Origin of the sequence: Neoroseomonas oryzicola, assembly GCF_012163135.1 — a bacterium.
GTDB lineage: Bacteria > Pseudomonadota > Alphaproteobacteria > Acetobacterales > Acetobacteraceae > Neoroseomonas > Neoroseomonas oryzicola.
Genome location: NZ_JAAVUP010000020.1, coordinates 1 through 25,645, shown reverse-complemented (window position 1 = coordinate 25,645; position 25,645 = coordinate 1). Strand labels below are relative to the sequence as shown.

At 72.8% G+C, this 25,645-nt stretch carries 26 protein-coding genes; 15 read left to right on the top strand and 11 right to left on the bottom strand.

Annotated features, from left to right (window positions below; translation table 11 throughout):
• Window positions 1-11: 11 nt before the first annotated feature.
• Entirely contained in the window at window positions 12-1,031 is a 1,020-nt protein-coding gene (locus GWK15_RS24550; RefSeq protein WP_245211887.1) for an alpha/beta hydrolase, read from the bottom strand.
• A 118-nt stretch (window positions 1,032-1,149) separates the two neighbouring features.
• Between GWK15_RS24550 and GWK15_RS24545 the strand changes: the two genes are divergently transcribed.
• Window positions 1,150-2,523 (top strand): MATE family efflux transporter, encoded by a 1,374-nt coding sequence (locus tag GWK15_RS24545; protein ID WP_168044059.1) that lies wholly within the window; start codon window positions 1,150-1,152, stop codon window positions 2,521-2,523.
• On the opposite strand, the gene GWK15_RS24540 is transcribed toward GWK15_RS24545, so the two are convergent.
• The 3 genes from GWK15_RS24540 to GWK15_RS24530 all read right to left on the bottom strand — a co-directional run bounded on the left by GWK15_RS24540 (window position 2,515) and on the right by GWK15_RS24530 (window position 5,288).
• The gene (locus GWK15_RS24540; protein WP_168044057.1) at window positions 2,515-3,651 is read right to left on the bottom strand and encodes an acyl-CoA dehydrogenase family protein; all 1,137 of its coding nucleotides are present in this window, start codon (window positions 3,649-3,651) and stop codon (window positions 2,515-2,517) included. The genes GWK15_RS24545 and GWK15_RS24540 overlap by 9 nt on opposite strands.
• Window positions 3,652-3,877: 226 nt before the next feature.
• Entirely contained in the window at window positions 3,878-4,951 is a 1,074-nt protein-coding gene (locus GWK15_RS24535; RefSeq protein WP_245211886.1) for a C-terminal binding protein, read from the bottom strand.
• Window positions 4,952-4,967: 16 nt separating this feature from the next.
• Window positions 4,968-5,288 (bottom strand): hypothetical protein, encoded by a 321-nt coding sequence (locus tag GWK15_RS24530; protein ID WP_168044055.1) that lies wholly within the window; start codon window positions 5,286-5,288, stop codon window positions 4,968-4,970.
• A gap of 128 nt (window positions 5,289-5,416) precedes the next feature.
• Here GWK15_RS24530 and GWK15_RS24525 point away from each other — a divergent pair, with 128 nt between their 5' ends.
• From GWK15_RS24525 to GWK15_RS24505, 5 genes are all read left to right on the top strand, one after another.
• Window positions 5,417-5,872 carry a MarR family winged helix-turn-helix transcriptional regulator gene (locus GWK15_RS24525; protein ID WP_168044053.1) on the top strand — a complete coding sequence of 152 codons (456 nt, stop codon included), beginning with the start codon at window positions 5,417-5,419 and terminating at the stop codon, window positions 5,870-5,872.
• Between the two features lie 12 nt (window positions 5,873-5,884).
• On the top strand, window positions 5,885-7,000 hold the full coding sequence (locus GWK15_RS24520) for an HlyD family secretion protein (protein ID WP_168044051.1): 1,116 nt from the start codon (window positions 5,885-5,887) through the stop codon (window positions 6,998-7,000).
• Window positions 7,001-7,013: 13 nt separating this feature from the next.
• Complete coding sequence (locus tag GWK15_RS24515) at window positions 7,014-8,552, top strand: DHA2 family efflux MFS transporter permease subunit (RefSeq protein ID WP_168044048.1); 1,539 nt, start codon at window positions 7,014-7,016, stop codon at window positions 8,550-8,552.
• A 72-nt stretch (window positions 8,553-8,624) separates the two neighbouring features.
• Window positions 8,625-9,374 (top strand): SDR family NAD(P)-dependent oxidoreductase, encoded by a 750-nt coding sequence (locus GWK15_RS24510; RefSeq protein ID WP_168044047.1) that lies wholly within the window; start codon window positions 8,625-8,627, stop codon window positions 9,372-9,374.
• Window positions 9,371-10,633 carry a c-type cytochrome gene (locus GWK15_RS24505; RefSeq protein WP_168044046.1) on the top strand — a complete coding sequence of 421 codons (1,263 nt, stop codon included), beginning with the start codon at window positions 9,371-9,373 and terminating at the stop codon, window positions 10,631-10,633. The genes GWK15_RS24510 and GWK15_RS24505 overlap by 4 nt, the downstream gene beginning before the upstream one ends.
• 135 nt (window positions 10,634-10,768) lie before the next feature.
• On the opposite strand, the gene GWK15_RS24500 is transcribed toward GWK15_RS24505, so the two are convergent.
• The 3 genes from GWK15_RS24500 to ubiA are packed head-to-tail and all read right to left on the bottom strand — an operon-like array spanning window position 10,769 to window position 12,655.
• Window positions 10,769-11,053, bottom strand: coding sequence for a hypothetical protein (locus GWK15_RS24500; RefSeq protein ID WP_168044045.1), 285 nt, complete (start codon window positions 11,051-11,053; stop codon window positions 10,769-10,771).
• Between the two features lie 46 nt (window positions 11,054-11,099).
• Window positions 11,100-11,723 (bottom strand): class I SAM-dependent methyltransferase, encoded by a 624-nt coding sequence (locus GWK15_RS24495; RefSeq protein ID WP_338147329.1) that lies wholly within the window; start codon window positions 11,721-11,723, stop codon window positions 11,100-11,102.
• Window positions 11,724-11,737: 14 nt separating this feature from the next.
• On the bottom strand, window positions 11,738-12,655 hold the full coding sequence (gene ubiA / locus GWK15_RS24490) for a 4-hydroxybenzoate octaprenyltransferase (RefSeq protein ID WP_168044043.1): 918 nt from the start codon (window positions 12,653-12,655) through the stop codon (window positions 11,738-11,740).
• An 11-nt stretch (window positions 12,656-12,666) separates the two neighbouring features.
• On the opposite strand from ubiA, the gene GWK15_RS24485 reads away from it, so the two are divergent.
• Both GWK15_RS24485 and GWK15_RS24480 read left to right on the top strand, forming a co-directional pair.
• Window positions 12,667-13,392 (top strand): 16S rRNA (uracil(1498)-N(3))-methyltransferase, encoded by a 726-nt coding sequence (locus GWK15_RS24485; RefSeq protein ID WP_168044042.1) that lies wholly within the window; start codon window positions 12,667-12,669, stop codon window positions 13,390-13,392.
• Between the two features lie 36 nt (window positions 13,393-13,428).
• A complete protein-coding gene (locus tag GWK15_RS24480) occupies window positions 13,429-14,772 on the top strand; it encodes a glutamate--cysteine ligase (RefSeq protein WP_168044041.1) in 1,344 nt (447 codons plus the stop codon).
• A gap of 117 nt (window positions 14,773-14,889) precedes the next feature.
• On the opposite strand, the gene GWK15_RS24475 is transcribed toward GWK15_RS24480, so the two are convergent.
• The 4 genes from GWK15_RS24475 to GWK15_RS24460 form a co-directional block, all read right to left on the bottom strand.
• Window positions 14,890-15,114, bottom strand: a complete 225-nt coding sequence (locus tag GWK15_RS24475) for a hypothetical protein (protein ID WP_168044040.1) — start codon at window positions 15,112-15,114, stop codon at window positions 14,890-14,892.
• Between the two features lie 65 nt (window positions 15,115-15,179).
• Window positions 15,180-16,610, bottom strand: a complete 1,431-nt coding sequence (gene tldD, locus GWK15_RS24470) for a metalloprotease TldD (RefSeq protein ID WP_168044039.1) — start codon at window positions 16,608-16,610, stop codon at window positions 15,180-15,182.
• On the bottom strand, window positions 16,607-19,246 hold the full coding sequence (locus GWK15_RS24465) for a PAS-domain containing protein (RefSeq protein WP_168044038.1): 2,640 nt from the start codon (window positions 19,244-19,246) through the stop codon (window positions 16,607-16,609). The genes tldD and GWK15_RS24465 overlap by 4 nt, the downstream gene beginning before the upstream one ends.
• Window positions 19,243-20,331, bottom strand: coding sequence for a COX15/CtaA family protein (locus tag GWK15_RS24460; RefSeq protein ID WP_168044037.1), 1,089 nt, complete (start codon window positions 20,329-20,331; stop codon window positions 19,243-19,245). Before GWK15_RS24460 ends, GWK15_RS24465 begins: the two co-directional genes overlap by 4 nt.
• Before the next feature lie 153 nt (window positions 20,332-20,484).
• Between GWK15_RS24460 and GWK15_RS24455 the strand changes: the two genes are divergently transcribed.
• From GWK15_RS24455 to GWK15_RS24425, 7 genes are all read left to right on the top strand, one after another.
• Window positions 20,485-21,195, top strand: a complete 711-nt coding sequence (locus GWK15_RS24455) for a glycosyltransferase family 2 protein (protein ID WP_456306874.1) — start codon at window positions 20,485-20,487, stop codon at window positions 21,193-21,195.
• Entirely contained in the window at window positions 21,192-21,893 is a 702-nt protein-coding gene (locus tag GWK15_RS24450) for a TVP38/TMEM64 family protein (RefSeq protein ID WP_168044035.1), read from the top strand. The genes GWK15_RS24455 and GWK15_RS24450 overlap by 4 nt, the downstream gene beginning before the upstream one ends.
• Window positions 21,894-21,940: 47 nt before the next feature.
• Window positions 21,941-23,149: a 5-demethoxyubiquinol-8 5-hydroxylase UbiM gene (ubiM, locus tag GWK15_RS24445; protein ID WP_168044034.1), complete on the top strand. Its 1,209-nt coding sequence runs from the start codon at window positions 21,941-21,943 to the stop codon at window positions 23,147-23,149.
• A gap of 127 nt (window positions 23,150-23,276) precedes the next feature.
• The gene (locus GWK15_RS24440) at window positions 23,277-23,609 is read left to right on the top strand and encodes an ArsR/SmtB family transcription factor (RefSeq protein WP_168044033.1); all 333 of its coding nucleotides are present in this window, start codon (window positions 23,277-23,279) and stop codon (window positions 23,607-23,609) included.
• Window positions 23,606-24,067 (top strand): SRPBCC domain-containing protein, encoded by a 462-nt coding sequence (locus GWK15_RS24435; protein WP_168044032.1) that lies wholly within the window; start codon window positions 23,606-23,608, stop codon window positions 24,065-24,067. Before GWK15_RS24440 ends, GWK15_RS24435 begins: the two co-directional genes overlap by 4 nt.
• Window positions 24,064-25,149, top strand: coding sequence for a WD40/YVTN/BNR-like repeat-containing protein (locus GWK15_RS24430; protein WP_168044031.1), 1,086 nt, complete (start codon window positions 24,064-24,066; stop codon window positions 25,147-25,149). The genes GWK15_RS24435 and GWK15_RS24430 overlap by 4 nt, the downstream gene beginning before the upstream one ends.
• The gene (locus GWK15_RS24425) at window positions 25,142-25,414 is read left to right on the top strand and encodes a MoaD/ThiS family protein (protein ID WP_168044030.1); all 273 of its coding nucleotides are present in this window, start codon (window positions 25,142-25,144) and stop codon (window positions 25,412-25,414) included. Before GWK15_RS24430 ends, GWK15_RS24425 begins: the two co-directional genes overlap by 8 nt.
• The last annotated feature ends 231 nt before the right edge of the window (window positions 25,415-25,645 follow it).

Below are 25,645 nucleotides of genomic sequence, written 5' to 3'. Positions count from 1 at the left end.
GATGAAGCGCTTCAGGAGGCAGCACCTTCCTCGAGGAAGCCCTGCACCGTGGAATAGAGCACCCCACGGTTGCGCTCGAGCAGCATGGTGTGGGTGCCCTCGCCCAGCATCACCAGGCGCTTGCCGGGGCTGTTCGTCAGCAGCGGAAACAGCGCGGCCGCCATGGCGGGTGGCGTGTCGCGGTCCCATTCGCCGACGACGAGCAGCGCTGGTGCGGTGACCTTGGCCGGATCCCAGGAGGGACGGCCGGCCTGCTCGAACTCGCGGAAATCCTGCAGCACGCCGTTGGGCGCGCGCAGGACCGACGGGTTGCGGCGCAGGCCCTCGGGGTCGGTGGCCCAGGTGACGCCGGCCCAGTGTTCGAACCAGCCGGGCGGGATCAGGGCGGCGCGCTTGGCTTCCGGCACGCCGTTCATCCAGCGCTCGCGCGCCTGGGCCTGGGTGACGGTGCGGTAGGCGCCGAGCGGCGTGGTCGCGGGGGTCGCCCCCTGCGAGACCCAGGGTGGGGCGAAAAGGACCAGGCGCTCCACGCCGCCGGGGTTCTCCGCGGCGAAGCGGCCCATCAGCGTGCTGCCCCAGGACCAGCCCATGTGGATCAGGCGCGGCACGCTGCGGTGCTGGCGGATGAAGGCGGCGGCGGCGGTGATGTCCTGCAGCGCGACGTCGGCGCGCACGATCGGCGGGTTCGCCTCCGGCGGCTGCGACATCTGCGGCGGGCGCGTGCTGCGGCCATAGCCGCGCAGGTCGAGGCACCAGACGTCGAAGCCGCGCGAGGCGATGTAGTCCATCCAGGACAGCCCGCCGAGCGGCAGGTCGAAGGCGGTATGCGCCGGATAGGTCGCGCCGTGGACGAACAGCAGCGTGCGCGCGGGCGTGAAGCGCGTCGTCTCCTCCGGCCGCTTGTTGCGCAGGAAGACCTCGATGCCGGCATCGCCGGTGGGCAGCATGTATTCCTCGGTCGCGAGCGTCACGCCCTGGGCGGAGACGCGCGTCGCGGCCAGCGGGGCGGCGAGCGGAGCGGCGATCAACATCCGGCGATGCATGTGATTCTCCGTGCTGTCGTTGCACAGATAGCGCGGCCGGTGGCATCGCGCACCGTCCGAGGCTAGATGCAGGACAATGGACGCCGGACATGCGGCGGTGACGGGAATGCCCGCATCGCCCGATTGGCGCACGGAAGCGCGGGCGACGCTCGTGCTTTCGCTGCCGATCGTCTTCACCAACCTGTCGCAGATGGCGCTCGCGCTGACCGAGACGGCGCTGCTCGGCCATCTCGGGACCGAGGCGCTGGCGGGCGGGATGCTCGCCGTCAGTCTGTATTTCGCGCTGCTGGCGCCGGGGCTCGGGCTCGCCTTCGCGGCGGCGCCGCTGCAGGCGCAGGTGCGCGGGGCGGGGCGGCTCGTCGGCGGGGCCGGGCGGGGATGGGTGCGCGGCATGCGGCGCGCGACGCGTTCGGCGCTCTGGGCCGTGGGTGCCGCGCTGCTGCCGTCCTGGCTGCTGCTGTGGCAGACCGAGGCGGTGCTGCGGGCGCTCGGGCAGGATCCGGTGCTAGCCGCGCTGGCGCAGGCGTATGCGCGGGCGGCGATGTTCGGCATGCCCGGCTTCTGTGCCTTCGTGGTGCTGCGGGGATTCCTCGCGGCCATGGAGCGGCCCGCCGGGGCGATGTGGATCTCGCTCGCGGCGGTGATGCTGAACCTGCCGATCGCCTGGGCGCTGATCTTCCCGATGGGGCTCGGCGTCGCGGGGGCGGGGCTTGCGCTGAGCCTCGCGAACTGGGGGATGGTGATCGCGACGCTGGTGCTGATCCGGCGCGACCGCGTGTTCCGGCGCTTCCGCCTGCTGGGCCGCGCCTGGCGGCCGCAGCCGGCCCGCATGCGGGAGGTCTTCGTGGTCGGCCTGCCGATCGCCGCGGCGATGCTGCTCGAGATCGGGGTGTTCTCCGCCGCGGCGCTGGCGATGGGCTGGTTCGGCGCGGCGGCTGTCGCGGCCCATGCCATCGCGATCCAGACGGCATCCGCGACCTTCATGGTACCGATGGGGATCGGCCAGGCGGCCACGGCGCGGGTGGGTCTCGCCGCCGGGGCGCTCGACGCCGCCGGCGCGGCGCGGGCGGGCTGGGTGGCGATCGGGCTCGGCGCGACCTTCATGGCGGCGATGGCGGTGATGCTGGTGACGATGTCGCCCGTCATCGCCTGGGCCTTCCTCAACCCCGCGGACGCGACGGCGGCCGAGGTCGCAGCACTCGGCGCCACGCTGCTGGTGGTGGCGGGCTTCTTCCAGCTTGGCGATGGCATCCAGGTGGTCACGGCCGGCGCGCTGCGCGGGCTGAAGGATACGCGCGTGCCGATGCTGTTCGCGGCGCTGGGCTATTGGGGGATCGGGCTGCCCTTCGGGCTGCTCGTCGCGCATGTCGGCGGGTTGGGGCCGATGGGGGTGTGGGTCGGCCTCGGCGTGGGGCTTGCCATCGTCGCGGCGCTGATGCTGCGCCGCTGGCGGACGGTGTCACGGCGCGGGCTAGGCTGAGAACAGGCCGCGCGCGACGACCAGGCGCTGGATCTCCGAGGTGCCGTCGAGGATGCGCAGCAGCCGCACGTCGCGATAGAGGCGCTCGACCGCGCTGCCGGTCATGTAGCCCTCGCCGCCATGCACCTGCAGCACGCGGTCGGCGACGCGGCCGAGCGCCTCGGTCGCAAAGAGCTTCGCCGCCGCGGCATCGGCCGGACGCAGCGTGCCGTCGTCCCGCGCGCGGGCGAGTTCGAGCGCCATGCAGCGCGCAGCGAGCGCTTCCGCCGCGCTGTCGGCCAGCAAGGCGCCGATGGCGGGCTGGTCCGCGAGCGGCTTGCCGAACTGGCGCCGGCGCAGCGCATGGGCGCGGCCTTCGTCGATCAGCCGTTCCATCAGCCCCGCGGACAGCGCCGCGAGATGCAGCCGCACCTTGTCGAGACCGGCAAGCGCCAGTTTCAGCCCGTCGCCTTCCGCGCCGACCAGCGCATCGGCAGGGATGCGCGCATTCTCGAATACGATGTCGGCGGTGAGCGCGCCGCGCATGCCCATCTTGGATTGCGCGGGCTGGATGTGGATGCCGGGCGTCGCGGGGTCGATGGCGAAGGCGGAGATGCCGCGTGCGCCCTCGCCGCCGGTGCGTGCCATGACCATCAGCATGCCCGCCTCGGGCGCGTTGGTGACCCAGCGCTTGCGGCCGTCGAGGCGCCAGCCCTCGCCTTCGCGCCGCGCGGTGGTCTGCAGCGCGGCTGCGTCGGACCCGGCCTCGGGTTCGGAGAGGCAGAAGCAGGCGATGCGCGAACCGCTCGCGAGGCCCGGCAACCACTGCGCCTTCTGCGCCTTGCTGCCGGCGCGCAGCAGGATCTGCGCCGCGCCGCCGCTGTTGAGCGCATAGACCGCGCGATAGGCGGGTGCGGCGCGGCCGAGGACCAGCATCAGCCCGGCCTCTTCTTCCATCGTCAGGCCGAGGCCGCCGAAGGCGTCGGGGATCGAGATGCCGAACAGGCCATGCGCGCGCAGCGCGGCGCGAGCGGCGTCGGGCATGCGGTCCTCGGCGTCCATGCGCGCTTCGGCGGGGATGAGGACATCCTCGACGAGGGTGCGCGCGGCCTCGAGGCGGGCGGCGTGGGCTTCGGTGCTGCGGATCATGATGTCCTCGGTGGGCGTGACGGAGGGGCTCCGCCCCTCCGGACCTCCCCGGCAAAGGCCGAAAGGCCTTTGCAAACCATCACTTCATGTCTCCGGCGCAAATGCTGCGCCGTGTGATCGTCTCGACCGTCGTGCACGGTGCCATGTCGAGGTTCCCAAAGGCCTTTCGGCCTTTGGTGGGGTGGTTTGGAGGGGCAAAGCCCCTCCAATTCGTCGCGAGACGCGATCAATCGCTCTCCGGCGGAATCACATTCGTGTTCCGCCCTTCGACCAGCACGTCCCGCATCGTCTCCGCCGCCTTCAGCCGGATGTCGTCCCACGCCTCGGGCGTGTGGAAGGCGATGTGCGGGCAGATGATGAGGCGCCCGTTCAGCCATTCCTCCTTGTCGCGATAGGCGCGCAGCAGGGAGGGGATGGGTTCCACCGGCGGTTCGACCGGGATGACGTCGAGGCCCGCCGCGGCGATGTGCCCCTCGCGCAGCACGCGTTCCAGCGCGTCGATGTCGAGGATCGGCCCGCGCGCCGTATTGATGACGACGGCGTTCTGCGGCAGCAGGCGCAACTCCCGCTCGCCCACGAGCCCGCGCGTGTTCCGCGTGAGCGGGCAGTGGATCGAGAGCACGTCGGCCTGGGCCAGCATCTCGTCCATCGTGCGGCAGCGGGTGACGCCGATGGCGCGGTCGGCGCCGTTGGGCAGCGCCGGGTCGTAGAACACCACGCGATAGCCGAGCGCCTTGGCGCGCAGCGCCGCGGCCGTGCCGATGCGGCCGAGGCCGAGGATGCCGAAGGTCTGCACCTCCTGCCGGCGCACCGCGGGGTGGCGCATCACGGCCCAGGGCGCGGGGTTCGGACCGCGCTGGGTGTCGTGATAGAGGGTGAGGCCGCGGCGCAGCGCGAGCGCCATCAGCACCGCGAATTCCGCGACCTCCTGCGTGCCGTAGTCCGGCACGTTGCAGACCTTGATGCCCCGGGCGGCGGCGGCGGCGCGGTCGACGCGGTCATAGCCGACGCCCATGCGGATGATGACGCGCAGATTGGGAAAGCGCGCGATCTGGTCGGCGGGGACGGCCATGCGCAGCGTCATCAGCGCATCGGCCTGCTGGCACAGCTCGTCGGGCAGTTCGGCGAGCGAGGATTTGCACGCGCCCTGCACGATGCGGACCGAGGGGCCCATGATGCGCTGCTCGAGCGAGGTGTCGGGATAGAGCCCCTCGGGCTCGAGCACGGTCAGCGTCACCTGGTTGTTCCCCTCTGGCGGTTCCTCGCCGCCGAGGATGCGGGCGGGGCGCCGCCCGCGCAAGGCGGGGTCCGGCGCGTCAGGCGCCGCCCTGTCCGCGCACGGCGACGCAACTCGGCGAACCCAGCTGGCACATCGTGACGTAGGTGACGCGCTGCCCGCAGCCGGTGACGCCGATCGTGTATTCGGCGCGCTCGATGCCGCGCCAGGCGGCCGGCTGCAGCAGCTGGCTCGACAGCACGGTCGCGGTGGCGGCGGGGCAGTTCATCTCGAAGCGGGCGCGGCGGAGCGCGACGTCGGTCGCGACGGATTGCTCGTCGGCGAGGATCTGCTGCGGGCCTTCGCAGGCGCCGAGCGCGAGGAGCGCCGCGGCGAGCGGCAGCAGGGTGATGCGGGACATGCGGGGAGGCTCCGTCGCGGATAATTTGCGAATGATCCGCAATCGCGAACAATCGCGCAAGGCTCCACTGAAAAATGAGAAGGCATCCATTGCAGCTGATCATAACGCTGCTTATTATCACTCCCGCTATGCCAGCCGCCCTCGACCGCGATCTGCTCTTCCTGCTCTCCGATGTCGGCCGCCTCGTGCGCATCAACGCCGACCGGCGGGCGCGGGAGGACGGGATGACCCGGGCGCAATGGGTGATCCTCGCGCGGCTCGAACGCATGGGCGGGCTCAGCCAGAAGGAACTGGCCGACGCGCTGGAGGTCGAGCCGATCACGGTGGGTCGCCTGGTCGATCGGCTGCAGGGAAGGGGCCTGGTGGAACGGCGGCCCGACCCCTTCGATCGCCGCATCTGGCGCCTGCACCTGACGCCCGACGCGGCGCCCATCCTGGCGCGCATCGAAGCCTACCGCGCCGAGCTCCATGCCCGCATCACCGCCGGGCTGGACCGCGAGACGGTCCACCAGGTGGTCGAGGCGCTGCTGAACATGAAATCCGAGCTTCTGTCCGACGACCGGGTGCCGGACGAGGCCGCCTGAGGACCGACTGCCATGCCTGAAGGCCCGTTGAACGAAGCGCCGCGCGGGATGGACCGCGCGAGCGCGGCCACGCCCATCCGCGACCCCGACCCCGAGGCGACGCGCCGGCGGCGCCTGCGCCATGCGCTGATGGCCGCGGGCATCGTCGCGGCGATCGGCACGGCGGGATGGGGCTGGTTGTCGGGCGGACGCTACGTCTCTTCCGACAACGCCTATGTCCACGCCGACCTGCTGATGGTCTCGACCGACGTCGCCGGCATCGTGCGCGACGTGCCGGTGCATGAGGGCCAGCAGGTCCATGCGGGCGAGGTGCTCTACAGCCTCGACCCCAGGCCCTTCGAGATCGCTGTCGCCGGCGCCGAGGCGCGGCTGCGGCAGGCCGTCCTGTCGGCCACCGCGCTGCGCGAGGACCTCACGCGCATGCAGCGCGACATCGCGGCGCAGGAAGCGGCGGTCGACCTCGCCCGCGCGCAGTTCGAGCGCGCCCAGAGCCTGGTGAACACCTCCGCCGTGTCTCGCGCCTCCTATGACGATTCGCGCTTCGGGCTGCAGCGGGCGGAACAGCAGCTCGCGAGCCTGCGCCAGCAGGCGGTGGTGCAGCTGGCGCGCCTCGGCGGCGATCCCGACCTGCCGGTCGAACGCCAGCCCGAGGTGATGCAGGCGCAGGCCGCGCTGGACGAGGCACGGCGGCAATTGGCGAACAGCACCGTCCGCGCGCCCTTCGACGGCGTGGTGACGCGCGTCGAGGCGGTGCAGCCGGGCCTGTATCTCGCCGCGGCGACGCCGGCGCTCGGCCTGGTCGGGTCCGCCCGCGCCTGGATCGAGGTGAACCCGAAGGAGACGGACCTCACCTATGTCCGTCCGGGCAACGACGTAACCTTCACCGTCGACGCCTATCCGGGGCGCACCTGGCATGGGCACGTGCAGTCCATCGCGCCGGCGACCGGGGCGCAGTTCTCGGTGCTGCCGGCACAGAACACCAGCGGCAACTGGGTGAAGGTGGTCCAGCGCGTGCCGGTGCGCGTGCAGGTCGATGCGGCCGAAGGCGCACCGCCGCTGCGCGCGGGCATGAGCGTGGTCGCGACGATCGACACCGGCCATCGCCGCAGCCTTTCGGACCTGTTCTGAGGCGCGCCGTGCCATGGCCGAGGCCACGCAAGGCGCGGAACCGAACCGCGCGCTGATCACCGTCTGCGCCATGGCGGCGACGCTGATGCAGGCGCTGGACGGCACCATCGCGAATGTCGCGCTGCCCTACATGCAGGGCGGGCTTTCCTCCACCGCGGACCAGGTCACCTGGGTCCTGACCTCCTACATCGTCGCTGCGGCGATCTTCACCTCGCCGGTCGGCGCGCTCGCGGCGCGCTACGGGCGGAAGCGGATCTTCCTGATCTCGGTGGGCGGCTTCACCTTCGCCTCGGTGCTGTGCGGCGCGGCGCAGTCGCTCGAGCAGATGGTGGCGTTCCGCCTGATGCAGGGCGCCTTCGGCGCGGCGCTGGTGCCGCTGTCCCAGGCGACGATGCTCGACATCTACCCGCCGGCGCGGCGGGGCTCGGCCATGGCGGTCTGGGGCATGGGCGTGATGCTCGGGCCGATCCTGGGACCGACGCTCGGCGGCTGGCTGACGGAATCCTACGACTGGCGCTGGGTCTTCTACGTCAACCTGCCGGTCGGGCTGCTCGCCTTCGCGGGGCTGTCGATCTTCCTGCACGACGACCGGCCGGCGACCGTGCGGCCCTTCGACGTCTTCGGCTTCGCAGCACTCAGCATCGGCATCGGCGCGCTGCAACTGATGCTCGACCGCGGGCAGCGGGAGGACTGGTTCGAATCGACCGAGATCCTGATCGAGGCCGGGGTCGCCGCGCTCGGGCTCTGGCTGTTCCTCGTGCACCTGATGACGGCGCCGCGGCCCTTCATCCCGCCGCGCATCTTCAGGGACCGCAACTTCCTCTCCGGCCTGATGATGATGTTCGTGGTGGGCGCGATCCTGTTCTCGACCTCGGCGCTGCTCGCGCCCTACCTGCAGACGCTGGGCGGCTATCCGGTCTTCGATGCGGGGCTGGTGCTGGCGCCGCGCGGCGTCGGCACGATGATGGCGATGATGGTCGCCGGGCGCGTCGCCGACCGGGTCGATCCGCGCGCGCTGATGATGTTCGGCATCGCGGTGATGGGCTGGTCGTTGTGGGACATGACGGGCTGGACGCCGGACCTCAACGCGCACCACCTGATGTTCACCACCGCCGCGCAGGGCTTCGGGCTCGGCTTCATCTTCATCCCGCTGCAGGTCATCGCCTTCGCGACCCTGCCGCCCGACCTGCGCACCGACGGCACGGCGCTGACCAGCCTGGTGCGCAACATCGGCAGCGCCATCGGCATCTCGGCCACCATCGCGGTGCTCGAGCATGACAGCCAGGTCCTGCATGCCGAGATCGCCGCGCTCGTCAGCCCGCTGAACCGGCTGCTGCACCTGCCGGGCGTGGCGCAGTTCTGGGACCCCGGCACCCCGGCGGGCGCGGCGCTGCTGAATGCCGAGGTCACCAAGCAGGCGCAGGTCATGGCCTATGCCAACGACTTCCACCACCTGCTGCTGCTCTGCATCCCGACCGCGGTCCTGGTGCTGCTGATGCGCCGCCCGGCGGCCCTGCGGCCGGCCGAACCCGGCCACGCCGCGATGGACTGACCGGGGAGGGGTGCTGCCCCTCCGCCGCCGCGGCACCTATAGTCGCCCGGCATCGATCGGGACCTTTCACGCATGGCGGACCGCAACATCCTCGTCACCGGCGCAGCGAGCGGCATCGGCGCCGCCTGCTGCCGGGCGCTCGCCGCGCCGGGCGTCGCCATCGCGGTGCACACCCGCGGCAACCGCGAGGGCGCGGCCCGCACCGCCGAGGCCATCCGTGCCCGCGGCGGCGTCGCCTACGAGGTGTTCTGCGACCTCGCCGAACCCGGCGCACCCGAACGCACGGTGAAGGAGGCGGCGGAACTGCTCGGCGGCCTCGACGTCGTCGTCTCGAATGCCGGCTTCGCCGACCGCACGCCGGTGGCGGGGCTGACCGACGCCGCCTTCGCGAGGAGCCACGACGCCATCGCGCTCGCCTTCCTGCGCCTGGCGCGGGAGGCCGGGCCGATCCTGCGGCAGGGGCGGGATCCGCGCCTGGTCGCCATCTCCTCCTTCGTCGCGCACCTGTTCCGCAACGACGTCACGATCTTCCCGGCCTCGGCCGCGGCGAAGGCGGGGGTCGAGGCCCTGGTGAAGGCGCTCGCGCTGGAATGGGCGCCGGCGGTGACGGTGAACGCGGTGGCGCCGGGCTACACGCAGAAGGACCCGGGGACCCATGCCGCGCTCGACAAGGCGCAATGGGAGGCGATCGCGGCGCGCATCCCGATGCGCCGGCTCGGCCAGCCGGACGACGTGGCGGCGGCGGTGGCCTTCCTCGCCTCGCCGGGCGCGGGCTACGTGACCGGCCAGGTGATCCATGTGAGCGGCGGGGTCGTCGTGTGATTGCCCGGCTGGCGTTGCTGCTCGCGGCGCTGGCGCTGCCGGCTGCCGCGCAGGACCAGGGCGCGGTGCATGGCGGCCCGGTGCGCGCGTTGGCCGTGGCGCCGGAAGGCGGCAGCCTGGCCTCGGCCGGCTTCGACCAGTCGATGATCGTGTGGGACCTGGCGGCCGGGCGCGCGCGGGCGGTGGTGCGCTGGCATGCGGGGGCGGTGAATGCGCTCGCCGCACTTCCCGGCGGGCGCTTCGCCTCGGGCGGGGAGGATGGGCGCATCGCGCTCTGGGGACCGGATCCGCGCGGCGGCACGCCGGAGCGCGTGCTGGAAGGACATGAAGGCCCGGTGGCGGGGCTTGCCTGGCACGATGGGGTGCTGGCCTCGGCCGCGTGGGACGGGACGGTGCGGCTGTGGCGCGAGGGCGCGGCCCCGCGCGTGCTGGAAGGCCACCGCGGCAATGTGAACGCGGTGGCCTTCCGCAGCGACGGCGTGCCGGTGAGCGCCGGCTTCGATGGCACGCTGCGCGCCTGGGGCGCGGATGGCGTGCCGGAGACGGTCGCGGAGTTCGGCTTTCCGCAGAACGCGCTCGTGGCGCTGCCCGACGGGGCGCTGGCGGCGGGCGGCGTCGACGGCCGCGTTCGCCTGGTCGCACCGAACGGCGAGGCGCGGGAGGTCCTGGCCGCCGGGCGGCCGGTGGTCGCGTTGGCGGCCAATGCACGCGGGACGCTGCTGGCGGCGGCGTCGCTCGGCGGCAGCGTCGCGATCCTCGGCCTGCCGGAGGGGCGGCTGCTGCATACGCTCGAGGGGCCGGGCACGCCGGTCTGGTCCGCGGCCTTCGACACCGATGGACGCATGCTGTGGACGGGCGGCGCAGACCGGCGCGTGCGGCGCTGGGATGCGGTCGCGGGCCGTGCGATCGGTCCGGTGGGGGCAGCGGCCGCGGAGGAGACGCGCGTGGGCCTCGACCCGCATGGCGCCCGCGTCTTCCGCGCCTGTTCCGCCTGCCATGCCCTGACGCCCGAGGGGGGCAACATGGCCGGGCCGAACCTGCACGGGCTGTTCGGGCGGCGGATGGGCAGCGTCGCCGGCTATGCCTATTCGGACCGGCTCGCGCGCGGGGACATCGTCTGGACGCCGGAGACGGTCGCGGATTTGTTCACCCGCGGGCCGGACGTGGTGACGCCGGGGACGAAGATGCCGGTGCAGCGCATCGAGAATGCCGAGGACATGGCGGCGCTGCTGCGCTTCCTTGAGCAGGCGACGCGGTAGCGCTCAGCGGGAGGTGTTGCCGGTATAGCGACCCTTGTTGTCGTAGGTCCGCGTGCCGGTGGGGCCACGTTCCGTGGATCCGCTGTAGCGGCCCGACCCATCGTAGGTCTGGCTCCGGTTGCCGCTGCGTTCGGTTTAGCCCTGGTAGCGCCCCTGCGCGTCGTAGCGCGTGGTGCGGTCGCCGCTGCGCTCGGAATAGCCTTGGTAGCGGCCCTGCGCGTCGTAGGTCGTCGCGCGGCCGTTGTTGTATTCCGCGTAGCCCTGGTAACGGCCTTGCCCGTCGTAGCGCGTGACGTGGTTGCCGTTGCGCTCGGTGTAGCCCTGGTAGCGGCCCTGGCCGTCATAGATGTTCTGGCGCTGTGCCGCGGCGGGCAGGGCGATCAGCAGCAGCGGCAGGCAGGCGATGGCGAGGCGGCGCATGGCGTCCTCCCGGGCGGGAGCCACAGCCTAGCCCATTCCGTGCCCGTCACGGAAGCAGGCGGAACAGCGTCACCTCGCGCAGCGTGCGGTCCTCGAGTTCCAGCGTCGTCGGCACGGCGTGGTGGGACAGGGGCTCAAGGCCCTCGCGCGGCAGGTAGGCGCGTCCGGGATCGGCGAGGAGCACATCGGCGCCCGCCGCCGCCATCGCGCGCAGCCAGGGCAGGATGTGCGCCGTCATCGGCGCCTCGTAGCAGACGTCGCCGGCGAGGATGACGTCCCAGCGGCAGGGCGCGCCGACGATGTCGCCCTCGGGCGTCGCGACCGTCACGCCGTTCAGCGCGGCGTTGAGTCGCACGGCGGCCAGTGCGAGGCGATCGATCTCGGCGGCTTCGGCCAGCGCGGCGCCGGACTTCGCGGCGGCAATGGCGGCGATGCCGCAGCCCGCGGCGAAATCGAGCACGCGCTTGCCTGCGACGCGTTCCGGCTCGTCCAGCAGCAGCCGCGCCGTCGCCTGCCCGCCGGGCCAGGCGAAGGCCCAGAAGGGCGGCTCGATGTTGCGTTCCTTCAGCCATTCCTCCGTGGCCTGCCAGATCGGGGTGATCTCGCTGGCAAGGTGGAGCGCGATCTCGGGCACGATCGGCGCGCGCGCGACCGCGGTGTGCGTCCGCACGAAATCCTCGGGGCTCACAGCCGGCCGATCAGGAAGGCGAGCGCGATGGCGAGGCCGACATCCCGGTTCGCCTTGAACAGCCGCAGGCAGAGCGCCGGGTCGCCGATATCGATGGTCAGGACCTGCCGCGCCAGCAGCGCCGCGGGCAGCAGCAGCGCCGGGACGTAGAGCCAGGACAGGCCCGCGAGCCAGCCCGCCAGCAGCAGCAGCACGAGCGTCACCGCATAGCAGGCGGCGAGGAAGGGGCGCGTCTTCTCGCCGAACCGCAGCGCGGTCGAGCGGATGCCGACCAGCGCGTCGTCCTCGCGGTCCTGGTGCGCGTAGATCGTGTCGTAGCCGAGGATCCAGAAGAAGCCCGCGGCCCAGAGCGCGATTGCCGCCGCATCCAGTCCGCCGGTCGCCGAGGCGTAGCCCATCGGCGCCGCCCAGGAGAACACCACGCCGAGCACCGCCTGCGGCCAGTCCGTCACGCGCTTGGCCAGCGGATAGAGCGCGATGGGCACCAGCGAGAGCACGCCAAGCAGGATCGCCGACCAGGGCAGCTGCACCAGGATCAACAGCGAGACGAGCAGCAGCCCGAGCAGGAAGGCGAGCGCCTGCTTCGGCTGCACCGCGCCCGAGGCGAGCGGCCGTCCCGCCGTGCGTTCCACCTGGCGGTCGAGGTCGCGGTCCCAGAGGTCGTTCACCACGCAGCCCGCGCCGCGCATCAGAACGGCGCCGAGGCCGAACAGGATGGTCAGCCACAGCCCCCGCCCCCAGGAGGGGGCGGCCATGGCGAAGGCCCAGAGGCCAGGCAGGAACAGCAGCCAGGACCCGATCGGGCGGTCGAGGCGCATCAGCAGGGCATAGGGGCGCCAGCCCTCGGGCAGGCGCGCGACCCAGCCGCCGGCGCGGATGTCGGTATAGCCGCTCACGCGCCGTATAAGGGGCATGGAGACCCGCCATGTCCACCCCGCGACTGTTCCACGACGCCGCCCTTGCCGAGGGCGCCGAGATCCCGGGCACGCCCGCCCAGGCGCATCACCTCGGCACCGTGCTGCGGCGCGGGGCGGGGGACGAGGTCGCGGTGTTCAACGCGCGCGACGGGGAGTTCGCCGCGACCATCGCGCATCTGCGCAAGGACCGCTGTGCCTTCGCGCTTGGCGCGCGGCGGCGGGCGCCGGCGACCGAACCCGACCTGCGGCTGCTGGTCGCGGCGATCAAGCGCGATGCGATGGACTGGATCGTGGAGAAGGCGACGGAACTCGGCGTCTCGGTCATCCAGCCGGTGATGACGCGGCGCAGCATCGTCGACCGCGTCAACCTCGATCGCCTGGCCGCCATCGCGCGCGGCGCGGCCGAACAATGCGAGCGGCTGTCGGTGCCCGAGATCCGCGCCACGCTGCCGCTGCATGCCGCGCTCGATGGGTGGGACGGCGCGCCGCTTCTGGTCGCCGCCGAACGCAGGGGAGCATTGCCGATCCGTCATGTCGCAGCCGGGCTGCGGCTTCCCTGCGGTTGGCTGGTCGGCCCCGAGGGTGGGTTCGAGACTGCTGAACTTGACGACGCCTTGCGTCGTCCCTTTGTTACCGCGGTCGCCCTCGGCCCCCGCATCCTGCGGGCCGAGACGGCGGCGGTCGCGGGCCTTGCGGTGCTCCAGGCGCTGGCGGGGGACTGGGACGTGAGCTGAACGCGCCGCGTCCTGCGGCGACCGCGGAAGGGCTGCATGTCGAATCCTGGCGAGTCGGATCCCACGCCGATCACCTCGGCGCGTCAGCTTGCCGAGTGGTTCGCCGCCGGCAGCAAGCCGCGCGAGCGCTGGCGCATCGGGACCGAGCACGAGAAGTTCGGCTTCCGCCGCGACGACCTTTCGCCGCCGCCCTACGAACCGGGCGGCATCCGGGCCATGCTCGAAGGGCTGATGGCCTTCGGGTGGGAACCGATCCTCGACCGCGGCAATCCGATCGGGCTGAAGCGGGGGGAAGCCTCGGTCTCCCTCGAACCGGGCGGGCAGTTTGAACTCTCCGGCGCGCCGCTTGCGAACATGCACGACGCCGCGGCGGAACTCGCGCAGCATCTCGATGAGGTGCGCCGGGTGGCGGCGCCGCTCGGGCTCGGCTTCGCGCCGCTCGGCTTCCATCCGCTGGCGACGCGCGCGCAGATGCCGTGGATGCCCAAGGGCCGCTACGCGATCATGCGGGAATATATGCCGCGCGTCGGGCATATGGGCCTCGACATGATGCTGCGGACCTGCACGGTGCAGGTGAACCTCGACTTCGGCGACGAGGCCGACATGGTCGAGAAGCTGCGCGTGTCGTTGGCGCTCCAGCCGCTCGCCACCGCGCTGTTCGCCAATTCCCCCTTCGCCGAGGGCAAGCCCAACGGCTACCGAACGCTGCGCGGCAAGGTCTGGACCGACACCGATCCCGATCGCACCGGCATCCCTTCCGTGGCCTTCGAGGACGGCTTCGGCTTCGAGCGCTTCGCCGACTGGGTGCTCGACGTGCCGATGTACTTCATCATGCGCGACGGGCAGTGGATCGACGCGGCGGGCATGTCCTTCCGCGCCTTCCTCGAAGGCCGAGCCGACAAGCTCAAGGGCCACACGGCGACGATGGGGGACTGGGCGGACCACGTCACGACCGTCTTCACCGATGTGCGGCTGAAGCGCTTCCTCGAGATGCGCGGGGCGGACGCGGGCGCGCCGGCCTTCCTCAACGCGCTGCCGGCCTTCTGGGTCGGGCTGATCTACGACGACGCCGCGCAGAAGGCGGCGCGGGCGCTGACCAAGGGCTGGAGCGTCGCGGAGATGCGCGCGCTGCGCGAGGCGGCGCCGGCCCAGGCGCTGGAGGCGACCATCGGCGGGCGGTCGCTGCGCGATGTCGCGCGCGACGTGCTCGCCATCGCCCGCGACGGCCTGAAGGCGCGCGGCGCGGGGGAGGAGATGTTCCTCGATCCGCTCGACTTCGTGGTGGCGACGGGACAGACCCAGGCGGATCGCTGGCTCGAGCGCAACGCGACGGTCTGGGGCGGCGACGTCTCGCGCATCTTTTCCGAGGCGGCGATCTAGAGTCGCCTCCGTTCGCCACGGCTCATGGCAACGCCTCCAGGCCTTCGTTTTCGCGAGCATCTTCACCCGATCAGGTGATTCCACCTGATCGGGATCTGCTCTCGGCCGCCCAGCGGGTCAGCCCTCGAGCAGCCCGCCGATCACGGCGCCGACCAGGTTCACCGCGCCCTCGGCGACCGCCACCGCGCCGTCGGCCACGGCCGCCAGCGTGCCATCGAGCGTCAGGTCCACGATGTCCGCCGCGCCGTCCAGGCCGGCTTCGACATTTTCGCCTGTCTGGCGGCGCCGTTCTTCCTCCACCGCGCGAAGGGCGGCCTCGTCGACGGGGATCCTGGGGTCCATGGGCGGTGCTCCCGAAAGGCGACCGTAGCCTCGCGCCGGCGGGCCAGCCGGCGCGAGGAAATCCTTCAGCCGACCGCGGTGCCACCGACCGTCAGGCCGGTCATCTTCAGCGTCGGCTGGCCGACGCCCACCGGCACGCCCTGGCCCTGCTTGCCGCAGGTGCCGATCCCCGGGTCGAGCGCCATGTCGTTCGCCACCATCGCCACCTTGGTCAGCGCATCCGGGCCGTTGCCGATCAGCGTCGCACCCTTCACCGGCGCGCCGATCTTCCCGTTCTCGATCAGGTAGGCCTCGCTGGCCGCGAAGACGAACTTGCCCGAGGTGATGTCCACCTGCCCGCCGCCGAAATTCACGGCGAAGAGCCCGCGCTTGACGCTCGACAGCACGTCTTCCGGTGCGTGCTGTCCGCCCAGCATGACGGTGTTGGTCATGCGCGGCATCGGGGCGTGCGCGTAGGACTGGCGGCGGCCATTGCCGGTGGGCGCGACGCCCATCAGCCGGGCGTTCTGCCGGTCCTGCAGGAAGCCGGTGAGGATGCCGTCCTCGATCAGCACGGTGCGGCCGGAGGGCGTGCCCTCGTCGTCGACGGTCAGCGAGCCGCGGCGGTCGGGGATGGTGCCGTCGTCCACCACCGTCACGCCGGGGGCGGCGATGCGCTGGCCGAGCAATCCCGCGAAGGCGGAGGTCTTCTTGCGGTTGAAGTCGCCCTCGAGCCCGTGGCCGATCGCCTCGTGCAGCAGGATGCCGGGCCAGCCCGGGCCGAGCACGACCTCCATCTCGCCCGCCGGGGCGGGCACGCTGTCGAGGTTCACCAGGGCCTGGCGCAGCGCCTCCTCGACGCCCGCCTTCCAGGTCTCACCGGCGAGGATGCGGGCATAGTCGAAGCGGCCGCCGGTGCCGAAGGACCCGGTCTCGCGCCGCCCGTCCTTCTCCACGACGATCGAGACCGAGAAGCGCACCAGCGGGCGCAGGTCGGCCACGCGCTGACCGTCCGGGCGCAGGATCTGCACCGCCTGCCATTCGCCGGTGATGGAGGCCGAGACCTGGACGACGCGGGGGTCGCGGGCGCGGGCGAAGGCGTCGATCTCCTGCAGCAGGGCGGTCTTGGCGCCGAAATCCATGGCCGTCAGCGGATTGGCGTCGGAATAGAGGCGCGCGTTGGTCGCGCGCGGCCCGGCCTCGAGCGTGCCGGAGCGGCCCTGGCGGACGGCCTTCACCGTCTCCGCCGCGCGGGCCAGCGCCGCGTCGGAGAGTTCCCCGGCATGGGCGTAGCCCGCCGCCTCCCCGCTCACCGCGCGCAGGCCGAAGCCGCGCGTCGCGTCGTAGGAAGCCGAACGGATGCGGCCGTCGTCGATCGCGATGGCCTCGCTCTCCCGGTATTCGAGGAAGAGCTCCCCGTCCTCGCAGCCCTCGGTCGCCTCGCGCAGGCGGCGTTCGGCCGCGTCCCGGTCGAGCAGGCCGAAGAACAGGGCGTCGGTGGTCGCAAGGGCGGTCATGGGATCTCCTGGGGCACCGCCTGAGAGATGGTGATCTCCCGCGGCAGGCGAAGGGTGGCCGTGGTCCCCTGGCCCGGGGCGCTCGTGAGCGCAAGGCTGCCGCCCATCGCTTCCGCCAGCAAGCGGGCCAGGTGCAGGCCCAGCCCCGATCCGCCGAACTGGCGCGACAGGGCGGAATCGAGCTGGGTGAAGGGTTCGAAGGCGCGGGGGATGTCCTCGTGCGCCATGCCGATGCCGGTGTCGGCGATGCGGAAGGCGACCCCGCCCGCGCCATCCGGCCCGAGGGCGAAGGTCAGCCGCCCGCCGGCCGGCGTGAACTTCACCGCGTTGTCGAGCAACGCGCGCAGCACGCGGCGCAGCCGGCGCGCGTCGCAGGCGAGGCGCGGCAGCCCCGCGGCGGCCTCCACCGCGAGGTCGAGGCCCGCCGCCTCGGCCGCCGGCCGGATCGCGGCCGCGACCTCGGCGGCGAGCGCGGCGGCGCCCACCGGCGTGGCGGCGGCCGGCGCGGCCGGGCCGCCGGCGCTCGCGACGTCGAGGATGTCGTCGATCAGGGAGAGCAATTGCCGCCCCGCATCGCGCACCGCGGTCGCGTATTCGCCGACCTCCTCGGGCGCGGGATCGGTCAGCAGCGCCTCGGCGAAGCCGATCACGGCCGAGAGCGGCGTGCGCAATTCGTGGCTCATGGTCGCGAGGAAGCGTGACTTGGCCGCGCTCGCGGCTTCCGCGGCGCTACGGGCGCTTTCGAGCTCGTCGCGGATGCGCCGGTCCTCGGTGACGTCGTTGTACGTCCGGACATAGCCGCCGTCCGGGGTGTGGTCGGTCGTCACCTCGATGATGCGCCCGTCCGGGCGGCGGCGGACGTAGCGGTCGGGCGCGCGCAGCGGGTTGTCCCAGCGCGTGCCGAGCACGCGGCGCGCTTCCTCGGGCGGACCATAGGCGCCGGCGCGGATCTGCTCCTCCCGCAGGTCCAGGATGTGGCGGCCGGGCCGCAGCGCATCCGGGGGCAGGTCGGTCATGCGCGCGGCCAGGGCGTTGGCGGCCACGATGCGGCCCTCGGCGTCGAAGAGGCAGATGCCGTGGCGCATGTTCTCGAGCATCACCTGCAGGATGGTGGCGCGGGCCTGGGCCTCGGCCTCGGCGCGCGCGACGGCGGTGATGTCGACATGGGTGATGATGAAGCCGCCATCCGGCGTGGGGTCGGAGGCGACCTCGACGACGCGTCCGTCCGGCGTCGCGCGGACCGAGCGGTGGGGCTTGCTGCGGTCGAGGGCGAGGGCGGCCTCGACGATGCGGGTCGCCTCGGGCTCGGGCCCAAGGCCGCCATGGGCGTGCTGGGAGCGGATCAGGTCCTCGATCGACCGGCCCGGCCAGACCTCGTGCGGCTCGTGGCCGGCGAGGCGCGCGGCCAGTTCGTTCGCGACGAGGACGCGGTGGTCGGGGCCGAAGACGACCAGGCCGTGGCGCATCGACGCCATGGCGGTCTCGAGCAGCGAGGCGCGCTGGCGCGCTTCCTCCTCCGCCCGCCAAAGCTCGGTGATGTCGGTGACGACCGAGATGTGCCCGCCATCGGGCAGCGGCGCGGTGCGGACGTCGAGCGCGGTGCCGTTGGCGCGCAGCCGCCGCCGCGCCTGGGGCTGGGAGAGGTCGCGCGCCATCTCGCGCGCATAGATCGCCTCGGCCTCGCCGGCGCCGTATTCGCCGGCCTCGGCGCGGCGGCGGATCACGTCCCACAGCGTGTCGCCGACCTGCAGCGGGGCGCCTTCCATCAGCCGCGCATAGGCGGCGTTGAACATCGTCACCCGGGAATCCGGGCCCCAGACGCAGACGCCCTGGGGCAGGGCCTCCAGCACGCCGTCCAGGATGGCGGCGCGGCGGCGGGCCTCGTCCTCGGCGCGGCTGAGGTCGGTGATGTCCTCGGATTCGATCAGGAAGCCGCCTTCGGGCTGCGGCGTGCTGACGTAGCGGACGACCGAGCCGTCGGCGCGCTGGCGCTGCGCCGAGCGCGGCGCGCGGCGGTCGGCGGCGAGGCCTTCGCGCAGGTGCTCGCGGTCGCGGGCGGTGAGGAATTCCCCCGCCGCGTCGAGGGCCTGCAGCACCTGCTGCAGCGTCGGGTTGCCGGCGAGCACCTCGGGGTTCGCGCCGGAATGGCGCCGGTAGGCGGGATTGTGCAGCACGAGGCGCTGCGCCTCGTCGAACAGGGCGATGCCGCCGCGCTGGCCGGTCAGCGCGCGTTCGAGCAGCGTCGCGCGTTCCCGCGCCGCGGCCTCGGCGCGGTGGAAGGCGGTGATGTCGATCAGCAGCATCGCGAAGCCGCCATCGGCCAGCGGCACGATGGCGACGTCGTGGAGGCGGCTGCCGTCGGCGTTGCGCTGGTTGCGCCGCGAGGGCCGCGTGCGGTCCTGCGCGAGCGCCTCGGCGGCGAGGGCCGAGGGCTCGCCGGGCCCGAGCAGGCCACGGAAGGCCATCAGGCGGAAGACGTTGGCGAGCGCGGTGCCTGGCGGGAAGCGGTTCGCCTCCGCGCCCGCATCGCGCCAGAAGGCGGCATTGGCGAGGACCAGCCGGTCCGCCCCGTCCACGACGAGCATGGCGTGGGGCAGGGCCTCGAGGGCCCGGAGCGCGGCGGCCTCCGGCGTCATCCGGGCGCGGGTTGGGGCGCGGGCCGGCGCAGGGCATGGAGCGCGAGCAGCGCGCCGGTCAGCACCAGCACCGCGACCGCCTGGTGCAGCGTGCCGAGCCATGCGGGCACCACCAGCAGCAGCGTCGCGACGCCGAGGCCGTATTGCAGCGCCACCGCGAAGCCGAGGCCCATGACGGCGCCGCGCACGCGCCCGCGCGGCAGGGTCCGCCACGCGCGGACCATCGCCCAGCCGGCGAGCAGCAGGGCGGCGGTCGCCAGCAGGCGATGGTTGAACTGCACCGCCGCGATGTTGGCGGTGACGTTCTTCCAGGCCGGCGACAGGTCCCAGTAGCCCTCGGGCACGAGGCGTCCATCCATCAGGGGAAAGGTATTGTAGTTGAAGCCCGCCCGGAGTCCTGCGACGAAACCGCCCGCGAGCATGGTCAAGACCGCGAGCCCCGCGGAGATGTGAACGAGGCGCCGCAGCCCCGCCGGCGGCGCGTCACGCCCGGGCACGGGGCGCAGCAGCGTCAGCGCCGTCCAGACCAGCATCGCGTAGAGCAGGAACGCCATCGAGAGGTGCACCACGAGCCGGTAGGGCGAGACGGCGGTGCGGTCGGCCTCGAAGCCCGAGGCGACCATGAACCAGCCGATCGCTCCCTGCGCGCCGCCCAGGGCGAGCAGCAGCACGAGGCGCGGCTTCAGCCCCGCCGGCACCCGCCCGCGCAGCCAGAACCACGCCATGCCCGCGACATAGGCGAGGCCGATGAGCCGCCCCCAGAAGCGGTGGATCCATTCCAGCCAGAAGATCTCCTTGAACCCCTCGATCCCGAATCCCGCGTTCACCAGCTGATACTGCGGGATGGTGCGGTAGAGATCGTAAAGGCGCTGCCACTCGGCTTCGGACAGCGGCGGCAGGGTGCCGGCGATCGGCGCCCATTCCATGATCGACAGGCCCGACCCGGTCAGGCGCGTGGCGCCCCCGATCGCGACCATGATCCAGACGAGGCCGGCCACGAAGAGCAGCCACCGCGCGACGGCGCGGGCATCGGCGGCGGAGCGGTCGGCGGGCGGGGCGGCGAGGGTGCGGGCATCGAACGGCATGGCGGCGATATAGGCCGGGGTCGCGCATCGCGCACCGGGGCGGCTTGCCCGGGACGTGCGCCCCTGCTACCCGCCGCCGCCATGTCTCCCGAGCCGAGTGCCGGGGCCGCCCCTGCCGTGCCTTCGGGCGCAGCACCGCCGACCCTTTCCGTCGTGATCCCCGTCCGCAACGAGGCGCCGAACATCGGCCCCCTCGTGGCCGAGATCGAGGCTGCGCTGGCCGCCGTGCCGTACGAGATCGTCTATGTCGACGACGGGTCGACCGACGACACCTGGGCGGCGCTGCAGGCCGCCCGCGAGGCCGGGGCGCCGGTCCATGCGCTGCGCCACAAGGCGTCCTGCGGGCAGTCGGCCGCGGTCATCACCGGCGTGAAGGCAGCGCGCGGGCGCTGGATCGCGACGCTGGACGGGGACGGGCAGAACGACCCGGCCGACATCCCGAAGATGCTGGCCCGCGCCGAGGCCGAGGCCGCCGCCGGGCGCCGCACCCTGGTCGCGGGGCATCGGGTGAACCGCAAGGACAGCGGCATCAAGCGGTATTCCAGCCGGATCGCGAACGCCGTGCGCTCCCGCCTGCTGAAGGATGCGACGCCGGATACCGGCTGCGGGCTGAAGGTCTTCGCGCGGGACCTGTTCCTCGACCTTCCGCATTTCGACCACATGCACCGCTTCCTGCCGGCGTTGACGCTGCGCCAGGGCGGGGCGGTCGTCAGCGAGCCGGTGAACCACCGGCCGCGGGTGCGCGGGGCGTCGAACTACGGGACGCTCGACCGGCTGCTGGTCAGCATCTTCGACCTGATCGGCATGGCCTGGCTCCAGCGGCGCGGCAAGCGACCGGCCATCGAGCGCGACACAGGGCCATGACCGCGGAGGCGGCGTCCGCCCGGCGCCGCGCGGCGCTGGTCAAGCTGGGCGTGCTGGCGGCGGGCCTCGCCGTGGCGGGGCTGCTGTTGCGCAGCATCGGCTTCGCGCCAGGCACCGACTGGGTGGACCGGTGGGTGCTGGGGCAGGGGCTGCTGGGCGACGTCGTCTTCGTGGCGATGGGCGCGGCGGCGACGGCCGCCGGCGTGCCGCGGCAGGGCGTCGCCTTCCTCGGTGGCTATGCCTTCGGAACGGTCGAGGGGACGCTGCTGTCCCTGGCCGCCCAGGTGGCGGGCTGCGCCGTGTCCTATGGCTGGGCTCGGGCGGTCGGGCGGGGCTGGGCAGAACGGCGGCTGGCCGGGCGCTTCGGCCACCGGCTGCGGCCGCTGCGGGACGTGCTGGCCGGCAGCCCGTTCAACGCGACGCTGGCGCTGCGGCTGCTGCCGGTCGGCAACAACCTGGCGCTGAACCTTCTGGCGGGCATGGCGTCCATTCCGCTGGTGCCGTTCCTGGCGGGCTCGGCCGTCGGATACCTGCCGCAGACGGTGATCTTCGCGCTGCTCGGCAAGGGCATCCGGGTGGACGGGGCGTGGCAGCTGGCGCTGGCGGTGGCACTCTTCGTCGTCTCGGCCGGGATCGGGCTGCTGCTGCTGCGCCGGCACCGGGCGGGCCAGGCGCTCGAGGACGAGGACGCGCGCTGATTGCGCTGGATCATGGACGGCCACGGCCGTCCGGGGGACGTGACGGCATGGACACGGATGTCGCGATCATCGGGGCGGGGCCGGCGGGGCTGGCACTGGCCTGCGCCCTGGCCGGCAGCGGGCGGATGGTCACACTGCTGGAACGCGCGCCGGAGGCCTCCATTGCCGACCCCGCCTTCGACGGGCGCGAGATCGCGCTGACCCACCGGTCCCAGGCGATCCTGCGCGACCTCGGTGCCTGGGAGCGCATCCCGGCGGCGGAGATGGCCCCGCTGCGCGAGGCGAAGGTGATCAACGGGGCCTCGCCGCTCGCGCTGCGCTTCGCGCCGGGCGGGGACGAGCCTTTGGGGCGGCTGGTGCCGAACCACCTGATCCGCCGCGCGCTGTTCGAGGCGATGACGGCGCAGGGCGAGGCGCGACTGATGGCCGGGCGCGCGGTGACGGGGCTTGCGCTTGGCGCCAAGGGCGCGGTCGTGACGCTCGACGGCGGGGAGGAGGTCGCGGCGCGGTTGGTCGTCGCGGCGGATTCCCGCTTCTCCGAGGCGCGGCGCCGGGCCGGGATCGGGGCGCAGATGCTCGATTTCGGGCGCACCATGATCGTTGCGCGCGTCGCGCATGAACGCCCGCATGGCGGCGTCGCGACGGAGTGGTTCGGCCATGGCCAGACCATCGCCATGCTGCCGCTGGCGGGCGATATCTCCTCGGTCGTGCTGACCCTGCCGCCGGCCATGGCCGACCGGCTGATGGCCATGACGCCCGAGGCCTTCGCCGAGGAAGTGGCGCGCCGCTACGAGGGGCGGCTCGGCGCCATGAGCCCGGCAGGGACGCGGCACGCCTATCCGCTGGTCGCGACCTATGCGCACCGCTTCGCGGGGCGCCGTTTCGCGCTGCTGGGCGACGCCGCGGTCGGGATGCATCCGGTCACGGCGCATGGGTTCAATTTCGGCCTCTCCGGGGCCGAAATGCTGGCGCGGGAGATCCGGGCGGCGGCCGATCCGGGGCACGCGGCGGGGCTGTCGCGCTACGCCGCGGCACACCGGCGGGCGACGCTGCCGCTGTTCCTCGCGACCAATGCGATCGCACGGCTCTATTCGGACGACCGGGCGCCGGCGCGGGCCGTGCGGGCGGCGCTGATCGGGGCCGGGGCCGTGCTGGGGCCGGTGCGGAAGGCGATCGTGGCCGGGCTGATGGATGCGCCGGCGCGGCGGGCGACCGGAGGGGCGCTGCCCCTCCAAGCCTCCCCGCCAAAGGCCTGAAGGCCTCTGGACACCCAAAAGTGATGGCTTCCAAAGGCCCTTAGGCCTTTGGCGGGGTGAGGTTCGGAGAGGGGCGGCGCCCCTCTCCGCTTGACGCGCCCGGAACGTTGCGCTGAAACTTAACCGAATGGTTCAGTTATCCCAACCTTCGCTCGACCGCGTCTTCGGTGCGCTGACCGACCCCACGCGCCGCGCCATACTGGCCCGCCTGGCCGAGGACGGCAGCCTGTCGGTCAGCGAGCTCGCGAAGCCGCTGCCGATGTCCCTGCCGGCGGTCATGAAGCACCTCGACGTGCTGGAAGGGGCAGGGCTGGTCGCGCGCCAGAAGGCGGGGCGGACCGTGACCTGCCGGCTGGTCGGCGCGCCGCTCGAGGACGCGATGGCTTGGCTGCAGCGCTATGCGCGCTTCTGGGAGGAAAGCCTCGACCGCCTGGCCGCGGCGCTGGAGCGCGCGCCGTGACGCCGAGCCTGACCCTGGTCCGCCGCCTGCGGGCCTCGCCGGCGCAGGTCTTCGCCGCGTGGATCCGGGCGGAGACGCTGGCGACCTGGTTCGGCCCGCACCACACGCGGGTGGAGGAGGCCGAGCTCGACGTCCGGCCCGGCGGGCGCTTCCGCGTCGTGCTGCGCGAGGAGAACGGCGAGCGGCACGAGGTCGGCGGCACCTATACGGAGGTGGCGCCGGGCGAGGGCCTCGCCTTCACCTGGGCCTGGCACAGCATGCCCGAACGGCAGTCCCGCGTGACCGTCCGCCTGCGCGCGGTGGCCGAGGGCACGGAACTGACGCTGGTGCATGACCGCTTCGCCGACGAGGCGACCGCGACGCGGCACCGGCGCGGCTGGACGGAATCGCTCGAACGCCTGGACGCGCTGTTCGGCGGCGGGGCGCAACACGACGGATCGAGGGAGACGACGCCATGACGGGACGCGTGCTGCTGCTGCTGGGCACCAAGAAGGGGGCCTTCATCGCGGAGGGCGATGCCGGCCGGCGTGACTGGGCGTTGCGCGGGCCCTTCTGCGAGACCTGGCCGATCAACCACGCCATCGCCGATCCGGCGACGGGCACGATCTGGGCCGCTGGCGGTAACGAATGGTTCGGACCGGCGGTGTGGAGGTCGGAGGATCTCGGCCGGACCTGGACGCATTCCAGCGCGGGGCTGGCCTATCCGGAGGGGCAGACGCCGATCAAGTCGGCCTGGTCCCTGGCGCTCGGGCCCGACGGGACGCTCTGGTGCGGGGTGGAACCGGCCGGGCTGTTCCGCAGCACCGATCGCGGCGAGACCTGGACCCATGTAACGGGGCTGAGCGAGCACCCGAGCCGGCCCGAATGGCAGCCGGGCGGCGGCGGGATGATCCTGCACGGCATCGTCACGCACCCGACCGATCCGAACCGCGTCTGGGTGGCGGTCTCGGTCGCCGGGGTCTTCGCGACCGAGGATGGCGGTGCGACCTGGGCGCCGCGCAACCGCGGCACCCGGCAGGACTACGCGCCGGAGGAGCAGCGCTATCCCGAGCACGGGCAATGCGTGCATGCCCTCGCCATGGCGGCGGGCATGCCCGACCGGCTGTACCAGCAGAACCATTGCGGCATGTACCGCAGCGACGACGGCGGGCGGCGCTGGGAGAGCATCGAGGCGGGGTTGCCGTCTTCCTTCGGCTTTCCGGCCGCGGCGCATCCGCGCGACCCGGACATCCTGTTCCTGATGCCGCTGAACGGCGACCAGGCCGGGCGATTCATGCCCGGGGCGGCCGCTGCGGTGTGGCGCACGCGGGATGCCGGGGCGAGCTGGCAGGCGATGCGCGCGGGGCTGCCGCAGAAGAACGCCTATTTCGGCGTGCTGCGCCGGGCGATGGCGACCGACCGGATGGAACCCGCCGGCGTCTATTTCGGGACCAGCGGCGGCGGGTTGTTCGCGAGCGCCGACGAAGGCGAGACCTGGTCCAGCATCGCCGAGCACCTGCCGACGATCCTGAGCGTCGAGACGCTGGTGCGCGATGGCTGAGGCGGTGACCGTCCTGCTGCCCGAGGCGCTGCGGCGCCTGTTTCCCGGCGCGCCGGGGCAGGTGGACGTCGTGGCGGGCAGCGTGGCGGAGGCGATCGCGGCGCTGGATGGGCGGTGGCCGGGGATGCGCGACCGCCTGTGCGATTCCACGCCCGCCATCCGCCGGCACCTCAACATCTTCGTGGGCGGCGAGCGGGCCAGTCTCGAGACGACCATCCCGCCGGGGGGCGAGATGATCGTGATGACCTGGATCAGCGGTGGGTAGGCCCGCGACCCGCGGGCCGTCCGCCTAGAGCCGCTTCCGTTCGCCATGGCTCACGGCAACGTCTCCAGGCTATTGTTTTCGCGAGCATCTTCACCCGATCAGGTGAGTCCACCTGATCGGGATCTGCTCTAGGCTCCAGACTCAATCAGGTCCATCCGATGAGGATGGCGGCGATGGCGACGGCCGAGGCGAAATTGGCGGCGAGCTTGTCGTAGCGGGTGTGTATCCGGC

What these genes read in the sequence shown, in the direction of transcription:
- GWK15_RS24550 (WP_245211887.1), bottom strand. Translation starts at nt 1,031, where the DNA reads ATGTTGATCGCCGCTCCGCTCGCCGCCCCGCTGGCCGCGACGCGCGTC.
- GWK15_RS24545 (WP_168044059.1), top strand. Translation starts at nt 1,150, where the DNA reads ATGCCCGCATCGCCCGATTGGCGCACGGAAGCGCGGGCGACGCTCGTG.
- GWK15_RS24540 (WP_168044057.1), bottom strand. Translation starts at nt 3,651, where the DNA reads ATGATCCGCAGCACCGAAGCCCACGCCGCCCGCCTCGAGGCCGCGCGC.
- GWK15_RS24530 (WP_168044055.1), bottom strand. Translation starts at nt 5,288, where the DNA reads ATGTCCCGCATCACCCTGCTGCCGCTCGCCGCGGCGCTCCTCGCGCTC.
- GWK15_RS24525 (WP_168044053.1), top strand. Translation starts at nt 5,417, where the DNA reads ATGCCAGCCGCCCTCGACCGCGATCTGCTCTTCCTGCTCTCCGATGTC.
- GWK15_RS24520 (WP_168044051.1), top strand. Translation starts at nt 5,885, where the DNA reads ATGCCTGAAGGCCCGTTGAACGAAGCGCCGCGCGGGATGGACCGCGCG.
- GWK15_RS24515 (WP_168044048.1), top strand. Translation starts at nt 7,014, where the DNA reads ATGGCCGAGGCCACGCAAGGCGCGGAACCGAACCGCGCGCTGATCACC.
- GWK15_RS24510 (WP_168044047.1), top strand. Translation starts at nt 8,625, where the DNA reads ATGGCGGACCGCAACATCCTCGTCACCGGCGCAGCGAGCGGCATCGGC.
- GWK15_RS24500 (WP_168044045.1), bottom strand. Translation starts at nt 11,053, where the DNA reads ATGCGCCGCCTCGCCATCGCCTGCCTGCCGCTGCTGCTGATCGCCCTG.
- ubiA (WP_168044043.1), bottom strand. Translation starts at nt 12,655, where the DNA reads ATGCCCCTTATACGGCGCGTGAGCGGCTATACCGACATCCGCGCCGGC.
- GWK15_RS24485 (WP_168044042.1), top strand. Translation starts at nt 12,667, where the DNA reads ATGTCCACCCCGCGACTGTTCCACGACGCCGCCCTTGCCGAGGGCGCC.
- GWK15_RS24480 (WP_168044041.1), top strand. Translation starts at nt 13,429, where the DNA reads ATGTCGAATCCTGGCGAGTCGGATCCCACGCCGATCACCTCGGCGCGT.
- GWK15_RS24475 (WP_168044040.1), bottom strand. Translation starts at nt 15,114, where the DNA reads ATGGACCCCAGGATCCCCGTCGACGAGGCCGCCCTTCGCGCGGTGGAG.
- tldD (WP_168044039.1), bottom strand. Translation starts at nt 16,610, where the DNA reads ATGACCGCCCTTGCGACCACCGACGCCCTGTTCTTCGGCCTGCTCGAC.
- GWK15_RS24465 (WP_168044038.1), bottom strand. Translation starts at nt 19,246, where the DNA reads ATGACGCCGGAGGCCGCCGCGCTCCGGGCCCTCGAGGCCCTGCCCCAC.
- GWK15_RS24460 (WP_168044037.1), bottom strand. Translation starts at nt 20,331, where the DNA reads ATGCCGTTCGATGCCCGCACCCTCGCCGCCCCGCCCGCCGACCGCTCC.
- GWK15_RS24450 (WP_168044035.1), top strand. Translation starts at nt 21,192, where the DNA reads ATGACCGCGGAGGCGGCGTCCGCCCGGCGCCGCGCGGCGCTGGTCAAG.
- ubiM (WP_168044034.1), top strand. Translation starts at nt 21,941, where the DNA reads ATGGACACGGATGTCGCGATCATCGGGGCGGGGCCGGCGGGGCTGGCA.
- GWK15_RS24440 (WP_168044033.1), top strand. Translation starts at nt 23,277, where the DNA reads ATGGTTCAGTTATCCCAACCTTCGCTCGACCGCGTCTTCGGTGCGCTG.
- GWK15_RS24430 (WP_168044031.1), top strand. Translation starts at nt 24,064, where the DNA reads ATGACGGGACGCGTGCTGCTGCTGCTGGGCACCAAGAAGGGGGCCTTC.
- GWK15_RS24425 (WP_168044030.1), top strand. Translation starts at nt 25,142, where the DNA reads ATGGCTGAGGCGGTGACCGTCCTGCTGCCCGAGGCGCTGCGGCGCCTG.